The sequence below is a fragment of the Vibrio tritonius genome (assembly GCF_001547935.1).
Taxonomy (GTDB): Bacteria; Pseudomonadota; Gammaproteobacteria; order Enterobacterales; family Vibrionaceae; genus Vibrio; species Vibrio tritonius.
In genome coordinates this window covers 2,942,515-2,963,153 of record NZ_AP014635.1, presented here as the reverse complement: position 1 = coordinate 2,963,153, position 20,639 = coordinate 2,942,515, and the positions used below count along the sequence as shown (strand labels likewise).

Annotated in this window: 24 protein-coding genes; 9 read left to right on the top strand and 15 right to left on the bottom strand. The window is 44.2% G+C overall.

Features of this window, described 5'->3' with window-relative positions; translation table 11 throughout:
• Positions 1-205: 205 nt before the first annotated feature.
• The 6 genes from nudF to parC all read left to right on the top strand — a co-directional run bounded on the left by nudF (position 206) and on the right by parC (position 7,092).
• The gene (nudF, locus tag JCM16456_RS13100; protein WP_068715044.1) at positions 206-835 is read left to right on the top strand and encodes an ADP-ribose diphosphatase; all 630 of its coding nucleotides are present in this window, start codon (positions 206-208) and stop codon (positions 833-835) included.
• On the top strand, positions 823-1,272 hold the full coding sequence (locus JCM16456_RS13095) for a DUF1249 family protein (protein ID WP_068715043.1): 450 nt from the start codon (positions 823-825) through the stop codon (positions 1,270-1,272). The genes nudF and JCM16456_RS13095 overlap by 13 nt, the downstream gene beginning before the upstream one ends.
• Positions 1,273-1,290: 18 nt before the next feature.
• Positions 1,291-2,112, top strand: coding sequence for a 3',5'-cyclic-AMP phosphodiesterase (gene cpdA / locus JCM16456_RS13090; RefSeq protein WP_068715041.1), 822 nt, complete (start codon positions 1,291-1,293; stop codon positions 2,110-2,112).
• Positions 2,113-2,114: 2 nt separating this feature from the next.
• Positions 2,115-2,699, top strand: a complete 585-nt coding sequence (yqiA, locus tag JCM16456_RS13085; RefSeq protein WP_068715039.1) for an esterase YqiA — start codon at positions 2,115-2,117, stop codon at positions 2,697-2,699.
• 229 nt (positions 2,700-2,928) lie between these two features.
• Positions 2,929-4,815, top strand: coding sequence for a DNA topoisomerase IV subunit B (parE, locus tag JCM16456_RS13080; protein ID WP_068715037.1), 1,887 nt, complete (start codon positions 2,929-2,931; stop codon positions 4,813-4,815).
• A 3-nt stretch (positions 4,816-4,818) separates the two neighbouring features.
• Positions 4,819-7,092: a DNA topoisomerase IV subunit A gene (parC, locus tag JCM16456_RS13075; protein ID WP_068715035.1), complete on the top strand. Its 2,274-nt coding sequence runs from the start codon at positions 4,819-4,821 to the stop codon at positions 7,090-7,092.
• Positions 7,093-7,171: 79 nt separating this feature from the next.
• Here parC and JCM16456_RS13070 read toward each other — a convergent pair whose 3' ends face one another.
• The 14 genes from JCM16456_RS13070 to nadC all read right to left on the bottom strand — a co-directional run bounded on the left by JCM16456_RS13070 (position 7,172) and on the right by nadC (position 17,496).
• Positions 7,172-7,636, bottom strand: a complete 465-nt coding sequence (locus JCM16456_RS13070; RefSeq protein ID WP_068715034.1) for a DoxX family protein — start codon at positions 7,634-7,636, stop codon at positions 7,172-7,174.
• Positions 7,630-8,388: an HvfC/BufC family peptide modification chaperone gene (locus JCM16456_RS13065; protein WP_068715032.1), complete on the bottom strand. Its 759-nt coding sequence runs from the start codon at positions 8,386-8,388 to the stop codon at positions 7,630-7,632. Before JCM16456_RS13065 ends, JCM16456_RS13070 begins: the two co-directional genes overlap by 7 nt.
• Positions 8,372-9,256, bottom strand: a complete 885-nt coding sequence (bufB, locus tag JCM16456_RS13060; protein WP_068715029.1) for an MNIO family bufferin maturase — start codon at positions 9,254-9,256, stop codon at positions 8,372-8,374. The genes JCM16456_RS13065 and bufB overlap by 17 nt, the downstream gene beginning before the upstream one ends.
• Before the next feature lie 19 nt (positions 9,257-9,275).
• The gene (locus JCM16456_RS13055; RefSeq protein ID WP_068715027.1) at positions 9,276-9,551 is read right to left on the bottom strand and encodes a BufA1 family periplasmic bufferin-type metallophore; all 276 of its coding nucleotides are present in this window, start codon (positions 9,549-9,551) and stop codon (positions 9,276-9,278) included.
• Between the two features lie 40 nt (positions 9,552-9,591).
• Positions 9,592-9,843 (bottom strand): zf-HC2 domain-containing protein, encoded by a 252-nt coding sequence (locus JCM16456_RS13050; RefSeq protein WP_068715025.1) that lies wholly within the window; start codon positions 9,841-9,843, stop codon positions 9,592-9,594.
• Complete coding sequence (locus JCM16456_RS13045) at positions 9,840-10,472, bottom strand: sigma-70 family RNA polymerase sigma factor (protein WP_068715023.1); 633 nt, start codon at positions 10,470-10,472, stop codon at positions 9,840-9,842. Before JCM16456_RS13045 ends, JCM16456_RS13050 begins: the two co-directional genes overlap by 4 nt.
• Before the next feature lie 67 nt (positions 10,473-10,539).
• Positions 10,540-10,734, bottom strand: coding sequence for a DNA gyrase inhibitor YacG (gene yacG, locus JCM16456_RS13040; protein ID WP_068715021.1), 195 nt, complete (start codon positions 10,732-10,734; stop codon positions 10,540-10,542).
• Between the two features lie 41 nt (positions 10,735-10,775).
• Entirely contained in the window at positions 10,776-11,516 is a 741-nt protein-coding gene (zapD, locus tag JCM16456_RS13035; RefSeq protein WP_068715019.1) for a cell division protein ZapD, read from the bottom strand.
• A gap of 31 nt (positions 11,517-11,547) precedes the next feature.
• Complete coding sequence (gene coaE / locus JCM16456_RS13030; protein WP_068715017.1) at positions 11,548-12,156, bottom strand: dephospho-CoA kinase; 609 nt, start codon at positions 12,154-12,156, stop codon at positions 11,548-11,550.
• Between the two features lies 1 nt (position 12,157).
• Positions 12,158-13,027, bottom strand: a complete 870-nt coding sequence (locus JCM16456_RS13025) for a prepilin peptidase (RefSeq protein WP_068715015.1) — start codon at positions 13,025-13,027, stop codon at positions 12,158-12,160.
• Positions 13,028-13,120: 93 nt separating this feature from the next.
• On the bottom strand, positions 13,121-14,338 hold the full coding sequence (locus tag JCM16456_RS13020; RefSeq protein ID WP_068715013.1) for a type II secretion system F family protein: 1,218 nt from the start codon (positions 14,336-14,338) through the stop codon (positions 13,121-13,123).
• Positions 14,331-15,992: a GspE/PulE family protein gene (locus tag JCM16456_RS13015; RefSeq protein ID WP_068715011.1), complete on the bottom strand. Its 1,662-nt coding sequence runs from the start codon at positions 15,990-15,992 to the stop codon at positions 14,331-14,333. The genes JCM16456_RS13020 and JCM16456_RS13015 overlap by 8 nt, the downstream gene beginning before the upstream one ends.
• Positions 15,989-16,408 (bottom strand): pilin, encoded by a 420-nt coding sequence (locus JCM16456_RS24350; RefSeq protein ID WP_068715009.1) that lies wholly within the window; start codon positions 16,406-16,408, stop codon positions 15,989-15,991. Before JCM16456_RS24350 ends, JCM16456_RS13015 begins: the two co-directional genes overlap by 4 nt.
• A 200-nt stretch (positions 16,409-16,608) precedes the next feature.
• On the bottom strand, positions 16,609-17,496 hold the full coding sequence (gene nadC / locus JCM16456_RS13005; protein WP_068715007.1) for a carboxylating nicotinate-nucleotide diphosphorylase: 888 nt from the start codon (positions 17,494-17,496) through the stop codon (positions 16,609-16,611).
• A 120-nt stretch (positions 17,497-17,616) separates the two neighbouring features.
• Here nadC and ampD point away from each other — a divergent pair, with 120 nt between their 5' ends.
• Positions 17,617-18,183, top strand: coding sequence for a 1,6-anhydro-N-acetylmuramyl-L-alanine amidase AmpD (gene ampD / locus JCM16456_RS13000; protein ID WP_068715005.1), 567 nt, complete (start codon positions 17,617-17,619; stop codon positions 18,181-18,183).
• Here ampD and fldB read toward each other — a convergent pair.
• Positions 18,180-18,698 (bottom strand): flavodoxin FldB, encoded by a 519-nt coding sequence (gene fldB / locus JCM16456_RS12995; RefSeq protein WP_068716080.1) that lies wholly within the window; start codon positions 18,696-18,698, stop codon positions 18,180-18,182. The two genes, ampD and fldB, sit on opposite strands and share 4 nt — an antisense overlap.
• Before the next feature lie 217 nt (positions 18,699-18,915).
• On the opposite strand from fldB, the gene xerD reads away from it, so the two are divergent.
• Complete coding sequence (xerD, locus tag JCM16456_RS12990) at positions 18,916-19,824, top strand: site-specific tyrosine recombinase XerD (RefSeq protein ID WP_068715003.1); 909 nt, start codon at positions 18,916-18,918, stop codon at positions 19,822-19,824.
• A gap of 16 nt (positions 19,825-19,840) precedes the next feature.
• Complete coding sequence (dsbC, locus tag JCM16456_RS12985) at positions 19,841-20,623, top strand: bifunctional protein-disulfide isomerase/oxidoreductase DsbC (protein ID WP_068715001.1); 783 nt, start codon at positions 19,841-19,843, stop codon at positions 20,621-20,623.
• Positions 20,624-20,639 lie beyond the last annotated feature (16 nt).

Genomic DNA, 20,639 nt, shown 5'->3' with positions numbered 1-20,639 from the left:
ATCTTAGTTGGAAGAGTTTATCGTAAATTAGCGATAATTGATGCTAAAGTTTTCTATATTTTTATTTTGCTATACAAGTGTACAGTTTTTATTGTTTTTGGCTATCTAAATAAAAATTTAAAAATTGTATAAAAAGTTGAGCAATGTCCTTGGTTGGAAGTTTGTTCCATGAGTAAACTATAGGATTCACTGGGAGGGGGTTAAAATGCAAGATAAAGGGCCGATTAAAGAGGAGTTTTCCTCTCAAGATCTCGAAATTATCTCGAAGGAAACAGTCTTTCAAGGCTTTTTCCGTATGGTTAAATATGCTTTTAAGCACCGCTTATTTAAAGGTGGCTGGAGTGAACCTATCGTACGTGAGATGTTTGAACGAGGAAGTGCTGCAGCGCTGCTCCCGTATGATCCTCAGCAAGATAAGGTTGTGATCATTGAACAAATTCGTGTCGGTGCTTTAGAGCATGCTCATCCTTGGCAATTGGAAATTGTCGCGGGTATTTTTGACCGTGATGAAAGCCCAGAAGAAGTGGTCCGTCGTGAAGCGATGGAGGAAGCTGGTGTCGAAGTTGGCCGAGTGGAAAAAATTACCTCATACTATCCTTCTTCTGGTGGCTGTTCTGAAAAACTCGAAGTGTATGTCGGTGAAGTGGATGCTTCTCTTGCAAAAGGCGTTCATGGTTTAGACTATGAAGGAGAGGATATTATGGTTCACGTGGTTAGCCGCGAAGAGGCCTATCAATTGGTCAAGAATGGCAGAATTGAGAATGGGGCATCGATTATTGCGCTGCAATGGTTGGAGCTAAATTATCAAACCTTACGAAAGCAATGGCAGAAATAATCTTGCACAAACCATATCACGTTGACTTAAAAGAGTTGATGCGAGTTTACGAAACTAACTACGCAAAACTCAATGCTTTGTTACCATCTCAACCTGCTGTGGGTGAGGTGCGTTGCTATCAAGCTGCGCATATGACTTACCAGTTGGAAGTTTCTGAAGTAACTAAATACACGACCTTGGTCGATATTTGTCAAAGTGATCAAATTGCAGTATTTCCTTTGCCTACAATGTCTGTCAGGCTATATCACGACGCTCGGGTAGCAGAAGTTTCCGCGACAGATCAGCTCGCGCGCGTGCAAGCTCGTTATGATTACCCTAACGAAAGTATGGTGCAGAAAGACGAAAAGGCACAAATCAACCGTTTTTTAGGCGATTGGCTTACCTTCTGTTTGAGACATGGTATTAGCCGCTCTCCAATCAACATCAGTCCTCAATAATTAGCAGGTTTATCGATTTTGAACGTGTCGTCCAGTATAGATAACTCAAGCAGTATCAAGCTGTTGCAGATAACCGATACTCATCTGTTTGCTCCAGATGACGGCGCTCTGCTGGGAGTAAATACGGCGGATAGTTTTGCCGCAGTGGTAAAGGATGTTCAGGATAAGCGAGTCAAATTTGATGCGATTCTCGCGACCGGAGACATTTCTCAAGATCACAGCCAAGAATCCTATCAGCGTTTTACTCTAGGAATTGCTCCTCTAGCCAAACCGTGTTTTTGGTTACCGGGGAACCATGATTTTAAACCGCACATGGGTAATATGCTTCCATCCGCTCAGATTCATTCGCAACATGAAATTTTAGTTGGAGAGCATTGGCTTGTGATTATGTTGGATTCTCAGGTGGAGGGAGTGCCACATGGTCGTCTGAGCCAAGAGCAATTAACTCTGCTTGATAAAGCTCTTGCTGCTCATCCCGATCGTTGGGCTCTGATTGTGTTACACCATCATCCGATATTGGTTAATAGCGAATGGCTCGATCAACACACACTCAAGGATAGTGATGAATTTTGGCGTGTAGTGGCTAAGTATCATCGTGTACGAGCGGTTTTATGTGGTCATATTCATCAAGAGTTAGATGTAGAGCATCAGGGGGTAAGGGTTCTTGCTACACCATCCACTTGTGCACAATTTAAGCCTAAGTCGAATGAATTTTCTGTTGATCGTCGCTCTCCGGGGTGGCGTGAATTAGAATTGTTGGCAGATGGCCAAATTAATACTCAAGTGCAACGCCTAGAAAATGGCCGCTATCTCCCTGATTATAATGCAAATGGGTATTAACTATGTCTAAGCCATCTATGCTCATTTACATTCATGGTTTTAACAGTTCGCCACTGTCGCACAAGGCACAAGTGATGCTTCGTTATTGTGAAGAGCATCGACCAGATATCAAAGTCGTGGTGCCTAAACTGCCCAACTATCCGCGCGAGGCAGCTCTTTGTCTCGAAGCGCTAATGGATGAGTATCAAGCCAATTATCACATAGGCTTGGTGGGCAGCTCGTTAGGTGGGTATTTCTCTGCTTGGTTACATCAGAAGTATGGTGTTGCTGCGGTATTGGTGAATCCAGCGGTCAAACCTTATGACCTTTTAGTTGATTATCTTGGTCCTCAACAGAACCCTTATACTCATGAGCAATACGAATTAACCGAGTATCATATGCATGAGTTGAAAGCGCTGGATTGTATGATTTTGCCAGAGCCGAAACGAGTATGGATCTTGAGTCAGACTGACGATGAAGTGTTGGATTATCAGCAAGCGATAGCTAAATATAGTGATGCCGTTCAAACTGTTGAGCAAGGTGGTGATCATAGCTTTGTCAATTTTGAGCGCTACCCTGAAAAAATCGTCCAGTTTTTAAATCTGTAAGATGCTGTTGCGGGAAACGTCATAAAATTAATCATTGCATTAATAGTGCCACTTGACATCATTAAGTCTTATCCAGACTATGTCTCCCTTAGACTTTTATCATTTTACTGAGCTATCTCACAGTAACACTGGTGCCTAAAACAGGTGCCCCACGAAGTGAAAATGATTACTGCTCTTTATATTGGGTGGTAAAGTTACACATAATTTTTCGATATAAGCATTCCGTATTATGACAGAACAATATAATGCTGGAGCCATTGAGGTTCTTAATGGCTTAGAGCCAGTACGTCGCCGACCTGGGATGTATACGGAAACCAACCGTCCTAACCACTTAGGGCAAGAAGTCATCGATAACAGTGTCGATGAAGCGTTGGCTGGGTATGCAACTAAGGTTCAAGTTATTCTCCATGCGGATCAATCACTCGAAGTGATTGATGACGGGCGGGGAATGCCAGTAGATATCCACCCAGTAGAGAAAGTCTCTGGTGTGGAACTCATCATGTGTAAGTTGCATGCCGGCGGTAAGTTTTCTAATAAAAACTATCAATTCTCCGGTGGTCTACACGGGGTGGGTATTTCGGTGGTTAACGCACTTTCTGATCGCGTTGAAGTGACCGTACGCCGTGATGGACAAGTGTATGAAATTGCTTTTGAACATGGCAATAAAGTCTCTGACTTAACGGTTACGGGGACCTGTGGTCGTCGCAATCGAGGTACCAGCGTTCATTTTTGGCCTGAAGCCAAATATTTCGATTCGCCTAACTTCTCGGTTAGCAAGCTGATCAATAACTTACGAGCGAAAGCCGTGTTATGTCCTGGCTTGGAAGTGGTATTTACCGATAAGGTTAACGGCAACGAACATCACTGGTGCTATCAAGATGGTTTAAAAGATTATCTTGCGGAAGGGGTGAAAGGTTTTCCTACGCTTCCTGAAGAACCTTTTACTGGTAAGTTCTCTTCTGAAACCGAAGCGGCAGATTGGGCACTTATCTGGTTGCCAGAAGGTGGTGATTTAATCACGGAAAGCTACGTTAACTTGATTCCAACGGCGTTAGGCGGTACTCATGTCAATGGGTTACGCCAAGGCTTGTTAGATGCAATGCGTGAGTTCTGTGAATTCCGTAATCTGTTGCCGCGTGGTGTGAAACTGACGGGTGAAGACGTCTTTGATCGTTGTGCTTATGTCTTGTCGGTGAAAATGCTTGATCCGCAATTTGCAGGCCAAACTAAAGAGCGTTTGTCTTCTCGTCAAATGTCAGGTTTTGTTTCTGGCGTGGTTAAAGATGCATTCAGTTTATGGCTGAACGAGCGTCCCCAACTAGCTGAGCTATTGGCTGAATCTTGTATCGCCAATGCGCATAAGCGTATGCGGGCGAGCAAAAAAGTCGTACGTAAAAAAGTGGCTTCTGGTCCTGCGCTACCGGGCAAACTAACTGACTGTTCACAACAAGACTTGAGCCGCACTGAACTCTTCCTAGTGGAAGGGGATTCTGCGGGCGGTAGTGCAAAGCAAGCTCGTGACCGTGAGTTCCAAGCCATTATGCCGCTGCGCGGTAAAATCCTAAACACATGGGAAGTGGCTGGTGACCAAGTATTGGCTTCACAAGAAGTACACGATATATCAGTGGCGTTAGGTATCGACCCAGATACCGACAACCTAGAAGGTTTACGTTACGGTAAAGTGTGTATCTTGGCCGATGCGGACTCCGATGGTCTGCATATTGCTACCTTGCTTTGCGCTCTGTTTACTCGCCATTTCTACAAATTGGTCGAAGAAGGTCACGTCTATGTTGCGATGCCTCCTCTGTATCGTATCGACTGTGGTAAAGAAGTGCATTATGCACTCGATGAAGCAGAAAAAGCTGCAATTACTGAGCGTTTAAGTAAGAAAAAAGCCAAAATTAATGTCCAACGATTCAAAGGGTTGGGTGAAATGAACCCAATTCAACTTCGTGAAACAACCATGGATCCAAACACTCGTCGTTTAGTTCAGCTAACCATTGATGATAACCAAGCGACTGAAGAGATGATGGATATGTTACTGGGTAAAAAACGTGCCGATGATCGACGCAGTTGGTTGCAAAGTAACGGTGATTTAGCGGAAGTTGAGGGGTAATGAATGTCAACTGAGATGAGTTTCGATGGTGTCGAACAGCTGCCGTTAAGACGGTTTACTGAAGATGCTTATCTGAATTATTCAATGTACGTCATCATGGACCGTGCATTGCCTTATATCGGCGATGGTTTAAAGCCAGTACAACGCCGTATTATTTATGCCATGTCGGAGCTGGGTTTATCGGCTTCGGCTAAATACAAAAAATCAGCACGTACCGTTGGTGACGTATTGGGTAAATACCATCCTCATGGTGACTCAGCATGTTATGAAGCTATGGTGCTGATGGCGCAACCCTTCTCATACCGCTACCCACTCGTGGACGGCCAAGGTAACTGGGGTGCACCGGATGATCCAAAATCGTTCGCAGCAATGCGTTATACCGAAGCAAAACTGTCTAAGTTCTCTGAAGTTTTACTTGGTGAATTAGGCCAAGGTACGGTTGAGTGGCAGCCTAACTTTGATGGCACGATGAAAGAGCCAAAAATGTTGCCAGCACGCTTACCTCATATCTTGCTAAATGGGGTAACGGGCATTGCGGTAGGTATGGCAACCGATATCCCACCACATAATGTTCGTGAGGTGGCTGAAGCTGCGATTCATCTGCTCGATAATCCGAAAGCGGAATTGTCGGATGTGATGCAATTTGTGCAAGGTCCGGATTATCCAACTGAAGCAGAAATTATTTCGCCAAGAGCGGATTTGAAGAAAATTTATACCACTGGTCGTGGTAGCGTCAAAATGCGTGCGGTGTGGCATAAAGAAGATTCAGACATCGTTATTACGGCGATTCCGCATCAGGTGTCTGGATCGAAATTGCTTGAGCAAATCGCTAACCAGATGCGAGCTAAGAAATTGCCGATGATCGAAGATTTGCGCGACGAATCGGATCATGAAAACCCAACGCGTATTGTGATTGTTCCTCGTTCAAATCGTGTCGATTGCGATGTGGTGATGAATCACCTGTTTGCTTCAACCGATTTGGAGAAAAGTTACCGCGTTAACTTGAATATGATTGGTCTTGATGGCCGTCCTCAAGTGAAAGGTTTGGTACAAATCATCTCTGAATGGCTGCAATACCGAATTAAGACTGTGCGTGCTCGCTTGCAACACCGTCTTGATAAAGTGATGGCTCGCTTGCACATTCTAGAAGGTTTGTTGGCGGCTTTCCTCAATATTGATGAAGTGATTGAAATCATCCGTAGTGAAGATGAACCAAAACCGGTATTGATGGCACGCTTTGGCATTAGTGAGATTCAAGCTGATGCGATTCTTGATACCAAGTTACGTCAATTGGCGAAACTTGAAGAAATGAAGATTCGTGGAGAGCAAGACGAACTAGCAAAAGAACGTGAAAAACTAGAACAACTTCTTGGCTCCGATCGTCGTTTGAATACGTTGATCAAGAAAGAGCTTAAAGCCGATGCAGAAAAATACGGTGATGATCGCCGTTCACCTCTTGTTGAGCGTGAAGAAGCGAAAGCCTTGACCGAACGTGATCTACTACCAAATGAAGCGATCACTGTGATCATTTCCGATAAAGGTTGGGTGCGTCATGCGAAAGGCCATGAAGTCGATTGCGAAGGCTTGAATTACAAAGCGGGCGACCAGTATTTGGCGCATGCTTGTGGTAAGAGTAATCAGCAAGCTATTTTCCTCGCTAGTGATGGCCGTAGTTACTCGCTTGAATCTCATACATTGCCATCAGCACGTGGCCAAGGTGAACCAATTACGGGTCGCTTGAATCTTGCTGAAGGTTCTTCTATTCGTCAGGTGGTAATGGGAGAAGACGAACAGTTATGGCTGGTTGGCTCCGATGCCGGTTATGGCTTTGTATGTAAAGGCGCTGATTTACTGTCGAAAAACCGTAGTGGTAAAGCGTTAGTGAACTTGCCTGAAAATGCCGAAATTATGTCTCCACAACCAATCCAGAAGATTGATGAGGATGAGATTCTAGCCATTACAGACCAAGGTCGAATGTTGTTGTTCCCAATTAAAGATTTGCCTCAATTGAGTAAAGGCAAAGGGAATAAGATCATTAATATTCCAGCGGCGAAAGCGAAGTCTCGTGAAGAAGTGGTTTCTCACTTAGTGGTGATTCCTCAGGGGGCAGCGATTACCTTGTATGCGGGTAAACGTAAGCTTGGTTTGAAACCTGCTGATCTTGATAACTATCGTGGTGAGCGTGGTCGTCGTGGTGGGTTATTGCCAAGAGGCTTACAACGCGTTTCCGCGATTGAAATTGAAGAAAGCAATACGGCAGCCTCTGAAGAAGAGTAAGCTTAATGCACAAACGAAAAATGGAGCCGAAAGGCTCCATTTTTTTCCTGTGTTGGGCGGGAATTATATCATCAGTCGCTTATTTTTTCTTAAGCTGCTTATGGTTAAACCAATAATGGTCGAGTGACCAAAGGCCACCCCCTTTCCACATTAAAAGCGCGGACAAGCTTAACCAAGTTAAATGAGTCGCGTAGGCGCTTGGATAAACAAAGATCTGGATAGTTAATGTCATGATCGCCAAACCTAACGCTCCCCAACGCGTCATTAACCCTATGACAAGTAAAAGGGGAAGAAGGTGTTCGGCAAAGGTAGCCAAATAGGCGGCAAAAGCGGGGTTGATTATTGGTAGAGCGTACTCATATTCAAATAGAAAAAAAGTGGTGTCTTTGATATGAGGAATGCCCCATTGCCATTGTCCGGAAATTGGGTTGAGCGCAAATCCCTCTATTTTGGTTTGTCCAGAAAGCCAGAAAACACCCGCTAATGCCAACCGAGACATGAGTAGAATGATTGATTCAATTGAACGATCTTTAAGCGTTAGCATGAGGCATCTCCAAGCTGACAAATAATCGGTAACGATAAAAGTTGATTGAGTGTTTGCGGTAAAGTATCCGGTGACATATTTTGACTAGCCTGAGCCAAAGATTGTCCCTGCTTGAGTTTACACAGTAGTGTAAAAACATCTTCAGTAACGACGCTACATACCCCAAACCATTGCTGTTTATGTAGGACTAAATACTCAGTGTTTCGCCAATCTTGTTCACTCAGTTCGGTTCCCATATCTTGGGTAAGAGAGTGATAAATAGAACCTAAAGCGATAGGGCTTTGCCACAAAGTTAACGTCGAACTAAAAGTCCATGTTTGGTCCATCATTTGCGACGTTGTATTCAGCTGTTGGTAGAGCTGTTCAGAGCTCAATACAGTGTCTTCAGCAGCGTGAGTTAGCTGCAATAGCTGATATTCTAATTTGGCAAGTAGAGGTGTGCAGACAAGCTCAGCAGGTAATTCGAGTTGGTCGAGAAATTCTGGAAAATCTTCCCCATATTCGTGCAAGATTGGGCTGTGCGGAAGAGACTCCTGGATAAAACCCAACGCGACGGTACGAAAAATATCGTCACCCATCATCTGTGCGCATTTAGGAAAAATAGAGGCTAGCGATTCCAATAAAGAACAATGCATATTGTTACGATACACATTCATTCTTAGCCGTTTTTCTTGGTTAGATTTTCCGGACAGTAACGAGTGTATACGTTCGTTTTGTGCATCACACATGCTTTGCTTAAAAAGAGAGTGCATGTTGTTGCTCCTTTTGATGCACTTGACGATATTTATCTGCCAGACAAGCTTGAGAAAGTAGCTCTTTGAATGGAGGAAGTTGACTATCCCACTCAATCAGAGTGCCGATGTCTCCGGTTAAGGAGAGCGTTTTCTGGTAGAGTTGCCAAACGTCGGTTTGAACCGGGGAACCATGGCTATCAATCCGCAGAGTTAGTGCTTCTTGGGTATCAAGATGATAGCCAGCTAGATGGATTTGGCTAACGAATTTCAAAGGAAAGTCAGCTAGATAAGCTTCGGGGTCTTGCTGGTGATTAAAGCAGCTCACCGCGATGTTATTAACATCTAACAGCAGGTCACAGCCAGTGCGACGCACCATCTCTCGAATAAATTCAGTCTCGGTATAATCCTGTTGAGCGAACGTGATATAGGTTGATGGATTTTCCATTAACAAAGTATCACCCAATCGCTCTTGTATTTGGTGAATATGACGACAAGTGCGTTCTAAATGCGCCTTAGTGTAGGGAATAGGCAGCAGGTCATTGAGAAAAGCATTACCATGAGAAGACCAAGCAAGGTGTTCAGAAAAAACCACCGGCTCAATATGTTCTACAAGGCTAGCAACGCGGTCTAAGTGCTCCTTGTTTAACGGCTCAGTTCCCCCGATGGAAAGCCCAACCCCGTGGACTGTGATTGGATAGTCTTCCCGTATACGTTGTAAGTAATGGCGTAATGGACCTCCTGCAGACAGGTAATTTTCTGCATGTATTTCAACAAAGCCAAGCGGTGGCTTTAGCTCTATCAAGGTATCGAAATACTGGGGCTTGAAGCTGACCCCACTATATTTGGGAAACTTACAGCGATGTTTGCTCAAATTTTGTGTGGTCATCTTCTTACCCCTGGGTTACTTAAAATGCTTTGAGTTGGCCAAAACCTGTATCGGAAGTTGGGGATTCCATCTTCATACAGTTGCCTTTTTTGACTAATTTCCAAGCATTGCCTTGGTAGTCCATCTTGGCGCTGCCTGCACATGAAGTACCAGGGCCTGCTGCACAGTCATTTTGTCCGGCTAACGAGACGCCATAGCATTTTTCTTTAGCAGCTGCGTGTGCTGGTAAAGTTGCTGCTGAGAGCGCAAGAGCTGATGTTAAAGCAAGAGCTAAAGTAGTGGTGTTGTGTTTCATGGGTGCTTCCTCACTCATTGGTTATGTTGGTTTACCTTCATTAGTCGTACCGAATGAGTGAAGAATTACAGTGAAAAGAAAAAAAATTAATTTTTTTCTTTGGGTGAGATTTTGAGGGTTGTGGATTTGAGTAAGATTTTGAAAGAGAACGAATTTGATGCATTTGTTGACCAAAACGACGACAGGCACTACACAGGGTAATATGCAGTTTTAGCGTCATCTTTTCTTTAGTTGTTAATACCCGATCCTGGCTTTCTGAAAGCAGACGAGTTGCTTGTTTGCAGTTCATCATGATTGCTGCTCCTGTTCAAACCACCGAATTTCTAAGCATTCACGTAGGCGTAAACGTGCTCGATATAAAGTGACATTTAAGTAGTTGCCGCTGATGTTTTCATTGCTGCAAATCTCTTCACTTTCGAGCTCTAAGAACTCGCGCATCATGAAGAGGCGACTGTACTTTTCTGGCATCATACGCAAACAGGTATCGAATATGCGCCAAAAGTGCTTATTCTCTGCTTGGTTTTCAGGATCATGCCATTTTGTTGGCCGCTCATGTTTTTGCCAATGCCCCCGCTCATCAAATAACTTCTCGAGTAATGCATCGCCATGCAAACCCGAGCCTTCAGCTAGATCTTCCGCGGCAGTAAAACGCTTTTCTTTACGTAGTAGATCGATCAATTTATTTTTTAAAATAGCGAACACCCAAGTTTTGAGCGCCGCTTGGCGAGAGAATTTTTCTCGGTATTGATAAGCTGCAAGCATTGCCTCTTGCACTGCTTCTTCGGCCAGTGCTTCGTTTTGAATTTGCAGAATCGCGAACTTGAGCATTTGAGTTCGTAGTTGTTCGAACTCAATGCCTGAAAAGTGGTGGAGAGGATTACTCTCGCTGGTGTTATCGGTCGGGGATGTGGTTGTCTGCATAATCGTCCTCTGCTCGTTATCGTTATTAGTTTAGACGATGACAGAGGGGAAATAGTGACAACAATAATTAAGATTCTTCTGACCAGCCTTCTGCATCAGAAAGATCAGGTGCACCAGGGATGGCTTTTTCTTCGCTTGCCCATTCACCGAAATCGATCATTTGGCATTTTTTACTGCAAAATGGGCGGAAGGGGCTTTTTTCACTCCATTCAACGGGTGAACCACATTGTGGGCATTTCACCACAGTAGGTTTATTCGACATGAAATTTCCTATGACTTTTATTACTGTATTGCTTTAATCAATTAGCTACAAACGGCTAATTGGAAGGTGATGTCTTGTGTACTTGCTTGGCCTGATTTGAAATCGATAAATTTAATCGCAAAACGGTTTTTATGCCCAGAGATCATTGGATAGACGCCAAATTCTAGCGGGATAGCAAGACGAATAATATTGGCATCAACCGCATCGCCTTGGTAGAAACCCGCTTTAGCCAATTTATCTTTGAAGTAGCCAGTCTCTCTGGTTAACTTTAACCAAAGATTTAACGCATCAGAGAGAGGTTTTAGGGTACTCATCCATTCGCTAGCATCGTTCACTTTTTGTTCGAAACTTTGATGGAGCCAATAATGTAGCGCTGGGAGATCAAAACAACATGATCCACCAGGTAAGTTGAAGCGCTGTCGGATGGCGCTTAGGAATCGATCTTCCTTAAGCGATTGCCCGAATCGTTCGGCATTCATCAAACTGCGGTGTACGCCATCAACATCTCTAAGTAACTGAAGCAGTGTATCTTGGTCGACACCATCGACGTTCAGCCAGCTTCGGTAGGTTTGTCTCTGCTTTTCGATATCTTTGGCTAATTCACTTTTAAGTTGAATTTGCTCAAAAATTTCCAGTAGATCAAACAATGAACGGAAAAACAGCTGGTGCTGGATCGCGTCACGAAACTGCGATGCTTGAAGCATCTGGTTGAGTAATGCTTCTACACGAAGATAAATACGCGTTTTTTCATTGAGCGGATGTTCAAACTTTTGTGTAGTCATCTAGCTAGCCTATGTTTCTTTGGCCCTATTCTCACCGATTTTCCCTGCTTAATGCTAGGTACTTTTGGTGTAATTCTGCAATTTGTGGCAAAAGTTCTTGGTTTTTGTCGTCATTTTTTATGACATCATCAGCAATAGCTAAACGTTGCTCGCGAGTTGCTTGTGATGCCAAAATCGCGCGAGCCTGTTTTTCACTTACTTGATCGCGCATCATGGTGCGTTCAATTTGGATCGGTTCAGATACATCGATCACTAAAATACGATCCGCCATCGATTGCAACTGATTTTCCACCAATAAAGGCACGACTAATAAACCATATGGAGAGGTGACTTCTGCCAGTTGTCTTTGCATTTCTTGACGAATCATTGGATGCAAAAGCTGATTGATCCACTGCTTCTGTTGCTCGTCATGAAAGATGATCTCTCGCAGTTTAGGGCGATTAAGCTCGCCGTTATTGGTGACGATATCAGAACCGAAATGTTCAAGGATCGCGTTTAGACCAGCCGATTCCGGCTCAACAACTTGGCGAGCGACAATATCGGCATCGACTAGATCAATGGCAAAGTGTTGATGAAATAGATTTGCGACAGTGGTTTTACCGCTGGCAATGCCACCTGTTAATCCAACAATCATAGACATGTTACCAACCTAAAAATGAACGCAAATACCAATCGATGATCGAGTTACCCCAAAGTAGACTAATCCATCCTGCTATTGCTAGATAAGGGCCAAACGGGAATGCTTTCTCTAATCCTTGTTTTTGCAGTTTTAATTGCACTAGACCAAAGCACAGGCCAACCAAAGAAGAGAGTAGGATAATAATCGGCAATTGTTGCCAACCTAACCATGCGCCTAATGCCGCGAGCAACTTAAAGTCACCATAGCCCATGCCTTCTTTTCCTGTCAGCAATTTAAATGCCCAGTAGAGAGACCATAACACCAAATATCCGGCCATTGCTCCAATCACTGCGTCTGTGAGAGTGATAGAGGTAAACCCCAATAATGCCATCGCCAATCCAGCCCACAATAGAGGTAAGGTAAGTTGATCCGGCAAAAGAAGGGTATCAAAGTCGATAAAGGTCGCTGCGATTAAGACGAAGGTAAAAAACATTAGCCCTAGAGAGTAGGGGCTGTAACCAAACTGGTTAGCCAAGAGGTAGCACGCGAGCGCTGTTATTATTTCTACACAGGGATAGCGAGCAGAAATCGGCTCGTGACAATGATGACAGCGTCCTTTAAGCAATAACCAACTGACAACAGGAATATTATCAATTGCTCGGATCTGGGTGTGACACTTTGGACAGCGAGAACGTGGTTTGCTTAGCGAAAGTAATTGCTCTGGCGGCGCTATGTTGTATTCCGGAAAGCTTTCTGCACACTCTTGGCGCCATTCTTGCTCCATGATACGAGGTAAGCGGTGAATCACAACGTTAAGAAAGCTGCCGATGATTAAACCAAATACGGTAGCAAACAGAGTAAATATCCAAGGGTAATATAGAAAAATGTCCATGGTGGAATGATGTGTCCTCTGGAAACCGTAATGGGTGAAAATTCGTGAAGCCATTGGTGATAATAGTAAGATGGCTTCAGTGGTAGGATCATACTAACTCAAGATGCTAGCCAAATTAAAGATGGGAAGATACATAGCGATCACTAAACCACCAATCACGATGCCTAGTAATAAAATTAGGACAGGCTCCATTAATTTTTCTAGTGTTTCGAGACGTTGAGTGACATCTTGCTCGTAGAGTAAAGCAACTCGGGATAACATTTCTTCTAATCGACCGCTTTCTTCACCAATCATCGTTAGTTGTATTAACGTTTCTGGAAAGCATTCGTAGCGCCGTAGTGATTGATGTAAGGTCTCTCCATTCGCAATACGAGTGATAATGTCTGGTAGCAAACTGAGTAGATACTGGTTGCTTACACTTTCTGATGCCATTTGCAACCCAGCAAGAATTGAGATACCAGCTCGCAAGCTTGTTGCGGTTGTCGAGCAAAATCTGGCTAATTCACTACGCAACCATATACGGCCAAAAATCGGTAGAGATAAGCCTAACTTCGCTAAATGGTAATTGAATTTCGAAGACCTAGACTGAGCAACGCGTAATGCAATTACAACGACAGAGACGCTTAATAAGAGAGACACACTCGAATCAGCTAACCAATTTGAGAGAGTGATGACTTGTTGCGTTAACCAAGGCAATTGAGCGCCGAAGCTATGGAACAGGTCGGCAAATTGCGGAATAACAAAAACCAACATAATGTAGCAGACGATACTGGCGACGAGGACAATAATCAGCGGATAGATCATGGCTTTTAATAGTTTTTGTCGGAGTTGTTCTTTTTGTTCTAGGTATTGGCTGAGTTTATTAAATACGTCTGCTAACTGACCATGCTGCTCTGCTGATTTGACTAAGCTAATGTAAAGCGAATCAAAATGATGGCTGGCATTTTTTAGCGCGATAGAAAGGGGTATGCCAGCAATAACCGCTTGTTGTACTTCTGTGAGCAGAGAACGCATCTCCGCCTTTTGATGGTGAATTAGAATCAGTCGCAGCGCCTCCGAAAGTGGCACGCTACTCATTAATAGTGTGGCTAATTGGCGAGTAAAAAGATGGATGTCTTTGATGGTAAAGCGGTTACGCCATTTTGACACTAAGTCAGCAGGACGACTTTGAATCATCTTTATCACAATATTGCGCTGTTTGAGGTGTGCTATCACCTCTTGTTCAGAGCGAGCAAGGTATTTTCCTCGACATGGTTTTCCTTGACCATTTTGCCCATGCCAGTGAAAACAGCGTAGCGATGTTTTATTCATCGTGTCCCTGCAATGGAATAAAGAGGTCGGGGATGACGCGTAAACACTCTTCGAGAGTCGTTTCTCCTGCGAGTATCAGCTGTTTGGCAGACTGAGCAAGAGATGAGTTTGCTTTAGGACAATCACGATGTTGATGTGTTAATTGAGCGGCAATTGGCTGCAATTCAAATACGCCTACTCGCCCGAAAAAACCTTGATGACAATGCAAACAACCAGTGGAATGCGCTTGATAAAGGCGATGGTTATTGTCGAGTTGAAGCGATTTCTGGGCAAGAACGCTCGCATTAGAGAGCTGTTTGCAGTGCTTACAGAGTTTGCGTACCAGTCGCTGGGCAATAATTAAACTCAATGAAGCATCTAAGTGATAGGGTTCAATTCCCATTTGTTGTAGACGTAATCGTGTTTCTGATGCGGAGTTGGTATGTAATGTGGACAATACAAGATGCCCTGTTTGCGCGGCTTTTACCGCAATTAGTGCCGTTTCTAAGTCACGAATTTCGCCAATCATCATCACATCAGGATCTTGTCTTAAGAGTGCGCGGAGTACTTGGGCAAAATCGAGCCCTATTTTGCTATGCACAGCAACTTGATTAACCCCTTCCAAAGCAATTTCGATAGGATCTTCAGCTGTTGATATATTGAGAGTCTCGGCGTCCAATAGCTGTAAGGCTGTGTATAGGGTTTGTGTTTTACCACTGCCGGTTGGCCCAGTAACCAGAATCAGTCCTTGGGGGCGGTGCAGTGCTTGTTGAAATAGTGCTTGTTGTTCTTCACTTAGCCCTAATGTGGCTAATGAGGTATGTTGAACTTGAGTATTGAGTAAGCGCAGCACCATTTTTTCTCCCCATTGGGTTGGAATGGAGGAAAGACGGATGTCGAGCCATTTATCCGTGGTTAGAGGATAATGAATCCGACCATCTTGGGGTAAACGACGTTCAGCAATATCCAGTTGCGCCATGATCTTGAGTCGTGCAGAAAAGCGACGTTGTGAATGAGCGGGTAACCGTTGTTCCTCTTTAAGAATTCCATCGCAGCGAAATCTAATTCGATAATGTGCTTTGTAAGGTTCAAAGTGAATGTCGGATACATTGCGTTCGTGCGCGCTGCGAATGAGTTGATCGAGATGCGCAGCAATAGGGGAGGCCGAGTTATTCAGCTCCTCCTGTTCACTGTTCTCTGCTTCTTCAGACCAGTGGACGTCCACCTGATAGTGATTATGTGGCTCCTTAACCACACTAAATAAAGTGGTGAGAGCATGGGTTATCTCGGTATGGGAAGCGAGTACTAAGATTATGCGTCGACCAGTTGCGAATTGGAACTCATGCTCCAATTGTTGCGGTGTTGGGTCAGCAACTGCGATAGTTAATTGAGTGGCACTAATTTGGATCGGAATGGCTTGATACGCTAGCATCAGCGATTGTAATGGCAATACCTGATGATGAGCTGGCCAATCGAATTGGTCGAGGCGAACGATCGGAAGTGATAAGAGCTCGCTAAGGTGTTCGCATAATTGAATGGCATTGAATAATTTGGTTTGGATCAATGCATCAACCGGAGTAATGCCTTGCGTTTTGCAACGTTTTCCAAGGGGAGTCACTTGATCAGGTAAGAGCAAGTTAGCTTGGGTTAATAGCTTGAAAAGAGGTGCCGTCATAAGCAACTGACCGGAGTTAAACTGCTATCCATATCGTGAGGTAACGTCATGTGACATTGCCACCCAGTGTTGGTATCGCGGGAGAGGATGGCAATCGCTCCGGCCGGTGAATGGAAACGAAACACCAAACTCTCATGTTCAATGGAAAGGGTTCCTAGGCGAGAGCTGTCGGAGTTAATTCCTAGCATGGCGAGGTTTGAATTGCTGTTTAGCGCACCATTTTGTTGAACATAAAGCTCTGCTGGTGCAGTGAGTCCTTTTAGTACAGCAACGCCCGCGGTGAGCTGACTTCGTGTGACATAATCACGATAAGAGGGAATAGCAATCGCTGACACTACCGCAATAATTGCGACGACTATCATCAGTTCGATTAAGCTAAAACCACCGATGGCTTGTCGGTGTCTCATGGTTGTCATTCAGCACACTCCTATGGATTTACAGGTGTGGACAAGTTAAGAAGCACTAAGGGAGATAGCTAGGAATGGGGCAACGGGCTGCGAGGTAGTTAAAGAAAACAGACTTGAATGTTTTATCATCACAGTTAATTTTGCGAGATAAGACTCAAAATAAGAATTAGGGTGCGTCATGCACCCTAATCGTGTAAATAAGACGTCGATTACACAAAGCGCATCGACAAATCTAGAGCATGGATATGTTTGGTTAACGCACCGACTGAAATGTAATCAACCCCCGTCTGCGCATACATGCGTAATGTGTCTAGCGTGATGTTGCCTGAGTTTTCAAGGGCAGCACGGCCAGCATTGATCTCTACGGCTTTGCGCATCATATCCAAATCAAAGTTATCTAACATGATGATATCCGCCCCCGCATCAATGGCTTGTTGAAGTTCTTCAAGGCTTTCGGTTTCAACTTCGACTGGTTTGCCTGGGTTGAGTTGTTTTGCAGTATGAATGGCTTTGCCGATACCACCACAGGCCATAATATGATTTTCTTTGATGAGGTAGGCATCGAATACGCCAATGCGATGATTGTATCCACCGCCACACGCTACGGCATATTTTAACGCGCTGCGCAGACCGGGAATGGTTTTGCGAGTATCCAACAAACGGCAATCGGTACCTTCTAATTCTTTAACATAACGCGCCGTTGTGGTGGCACAACCGGATAGCGTTTGGATAAAGTTCATCGCATTGCGTTCTCCGGTTAGAAGAAGGCGTGCTGGCCCTTTTAATGTGCATAGAGTTTGGTTTGGCTTGAGTTGGTCGCCATCTTGCACATGCCATTCGATGGTAACTTGTCCACCGAGTTGATTAAAGACTTCATCGACCCAAAGTTGACCACAAAAAATGCCTTCTTCGCGTGTGATTATCTTTGCTTGCCCCTTGGTTTCTGCTGGAATCAAACTTGCGGTAATATCACGAGAGGCATCCAAGATACCGCCCAAATCTTCGGCTAACGTATCTCTGACTGCGCGAGTAATATCTTGGGTAAGATGTTGTTTTAGATACTCTAGTCGTTGTTGGCTGTTATGGGTTTCTTTCATGGCTAATCAGTCTTTAATTGATAGAGGTGATGAATCATACCGCCACTGTCATGCAAATACAGTCTTTATTTTGTTCGGTAGCGAAGTAGAATCATAGCAAAGGTAAAAAGGAAGATGTCGATGATGATACAAGAAGGTTGGCTTACGCAGGCAAGGCATGTTCCATCACCATTTTGTGATGAGCGTAGTGATGAAACCGATATATCTTTGCTGGTTGTGCACAACATTAGCTTACCGCCGGGGCAATTTGGTGGCCCATACATTGAACAGTTCTTTCAAGGACAGCTGGATCCTAACGAGCATCCTTTTTTTAAGGTGATTCATCAAATGGGCGTTTCTGCTCATTGCCTAATTCGTCGTGATGGGGAAATTGTTCAATTTGTTCCATTTCATGCTAGAGCTTGGCATGCTGGTAAGTCGTCTTTTGCGGGAAGAGAACGTTGTAACGATTATTCCATTGGTATTGAGCTGGAAGGGACGGATGTTATCGCCTATACAGAACAGCAATATGAAGCATTAACTCAAGTGACATTAGCGCTGATGGAAGCTTATCCGAAGATGACGCTACCACGCATCACAGGGCATCAGTATATTGCACCACAACGTAAAACGGATCCCGGACTGGTGTTTGATTGGCCAAAATTCCGCCGTGGCCTTGTGCAATCCGGGATAAAGCTTCGCTCTTAAAGGGCGTCGTGGTATTCCGTGAGAATTTGTTCTATCCAAGTGGCGATGCGCTCGTCACTCTCTTCGTATTGAGAATCCTCATCTAAGGCTAAACCGACAAAATGTGAGCCTGATGGTAGTAGTGCTTTTGAGGCTTCAAATTCATAACCTTGATTTGGCCAATGGCCTAAAATGTGTGCCCCCACTTTGCAGACTTCATCATGCAGTAAGCCCATGGCATCTAGGAACCATTCGCCATAGCCTTCTTGATCTCCTAAGCCAAATAGGGCGACGTATTTCCCCTTTAGATCGACGCTGCTCAATTGATCCCAAATTGCGCTCCAATCTTCTTGAATCTCGCCAAAATCCCAAGTGGATATGCCGAGTATCAAAAAGTCGTAATCATTCATTTTGGTTAGGGGCGTTTCTTTGACGTTGTAGATATCAACTAGCTCTTCACCCAACATAGCACGCATTTTTTCAGCTGCCATTTCGGTGTAACACGTCGTTGAGCCATAAAACAAACCTATTTTCATCATTTTTTCTTCATTAATCGAGCTGAGTGGTCGATTCTAACCGTAAATTGTCTTCAGTTGCATTCCTTATCCGTTAAAAGGAGGGCAGACTGAGTCTAATAGCAGGTCAAAACATGGCACACTTAGCTAACTACTGCGCTAAAATTAGGTGCTTACTTGGGTGTCCCCATGTTTTATGGTATTTACTTCATAATAACCTATCGGTATTGAGGCACATGTGACAGAGTTTTTTTCTCCCGACCAAGGATTGGTAGAGCAATTTTTAGATGCAATGTGGATGGAAAGGGGATTGTCAGAAAATACATTGGCATCTTATCGTAACGATTTAACGAAGTTGCTAAGTTGGATGCAAGAGCATAACTATCGCCTCGATTTCATCAGCTTTGCTGGTTTACAAGAGTTTCAAGCTTGGTTGGTGGATTGTGATTATAAACAAACATCCCGAGCGAGAATGCTGTCAGCGATTCGTCGCTTATTCCAATATTTGCACCGTGAGAAAGTTCGCGCTGATGATCCAAGTGCACTTTTAGTGAGTCCTAAATTACCTAAGCGGTTACCAAAGGATTTAAGTGAAGAGCAGGTGGATGCGTTACTAGAAGCGCCTGACCCTAACGACCCGATTGAGCTGCGTGACAAAGCTATGCTAGAACTGTTGTACGCAACAGGATTGCGTGTAACGGAGTTGGTTTCTCTTACCATGGAGAACATTAGTCTTCGCCAGGGTGTGGTAAGGGTGATCGGTAAAGGGGGCAAAGAACGTTTAGTGCCTATGGGTGAAAATGCGGTGGATTGGATTGAAACCTTTATTCAATCTGGCCGGCCCGATCTGCTTGGTGAAAAAACGTCTGATGTTGTATTTCCGAGTCGCAGAGCGCAACAGATGACCAGACAAACGTTTTGGCACCGGATTAAACACTATGCGGTCATTGCTGGAATTGATATCGATAAGCTGTCGCCGCACGTATTACGCCACGCTTTTGCAACGCACTTATTAAATTACGGCGCTGATTTACGTGTGGTGCAGATGTTATTAGGTCATAGTGACTTATCAACAACACAAATTTATACTCATGTTGCCACAGAGCGACTAAAACAACTCCATCATGAGCACCATCCAAGGGCTTAATCATAAGGTGATTTTAATGAAATTATTGCGAAAAATACTGCTTCTGACTTTACCTGTTTTGGCGCTGCTTGGCGGTAATACAGTGGCAGTGGCAGCGTCATCGCCAAGTACAACGACTGAAGCGAAAGCGTCTGCAGTCGATGTTAATCTGTTTAAAACACGCTTTGGTAAATTAGGGTTGCAAGTAACGGATGTGGTGCCATCGGATATTGCCGGACTGCTAGAAGTTCATACCAACGGAGGCATAGTCTTTGCTACGCCAGATGGTAAACAGTTTATTGCCGGTACGCTCTATGGTATGGATCAAAACGGTCAATACGTTGATGTATTGGCTAAGCGTCAAGCACCGCTCAATGCGAAAAAAATAGCTCAGTATCGTGACGACATGATTGAGTACAAAGCGCAAGATGAAAAATATGCAGTGACTGTATTTACCGATATCACTTGTGGCTACTGCGCAAAATTACACAGCCAGATGAAAGAGTACAATGATGCGGGTATTACCGTGCGTTATCTTGCTTTTCCTCGTCAAGGACCTGTTGGTCAAGTTGCTACACAAATGGCTTCTATTTGGTGTGCCAAAGATCCAGCCCAAGCGATGAATGTGGCCAAACGTGATCACAAACTTCCAGAAGTGGAAGGTAATATTGAACAGTGTAAGCAAAAAGTTGCCGACCACTATCAATTGGGGCGAGATTTGGGCGTAAACGGAACCCCAGCTATTTTCTTGCCTAACGGTGAAATGATTGGTGGTTACATTCCTCCACAACAGTTGTTAGCTCGCTTGCAACAACAATAATCGTTAATGGATTTAA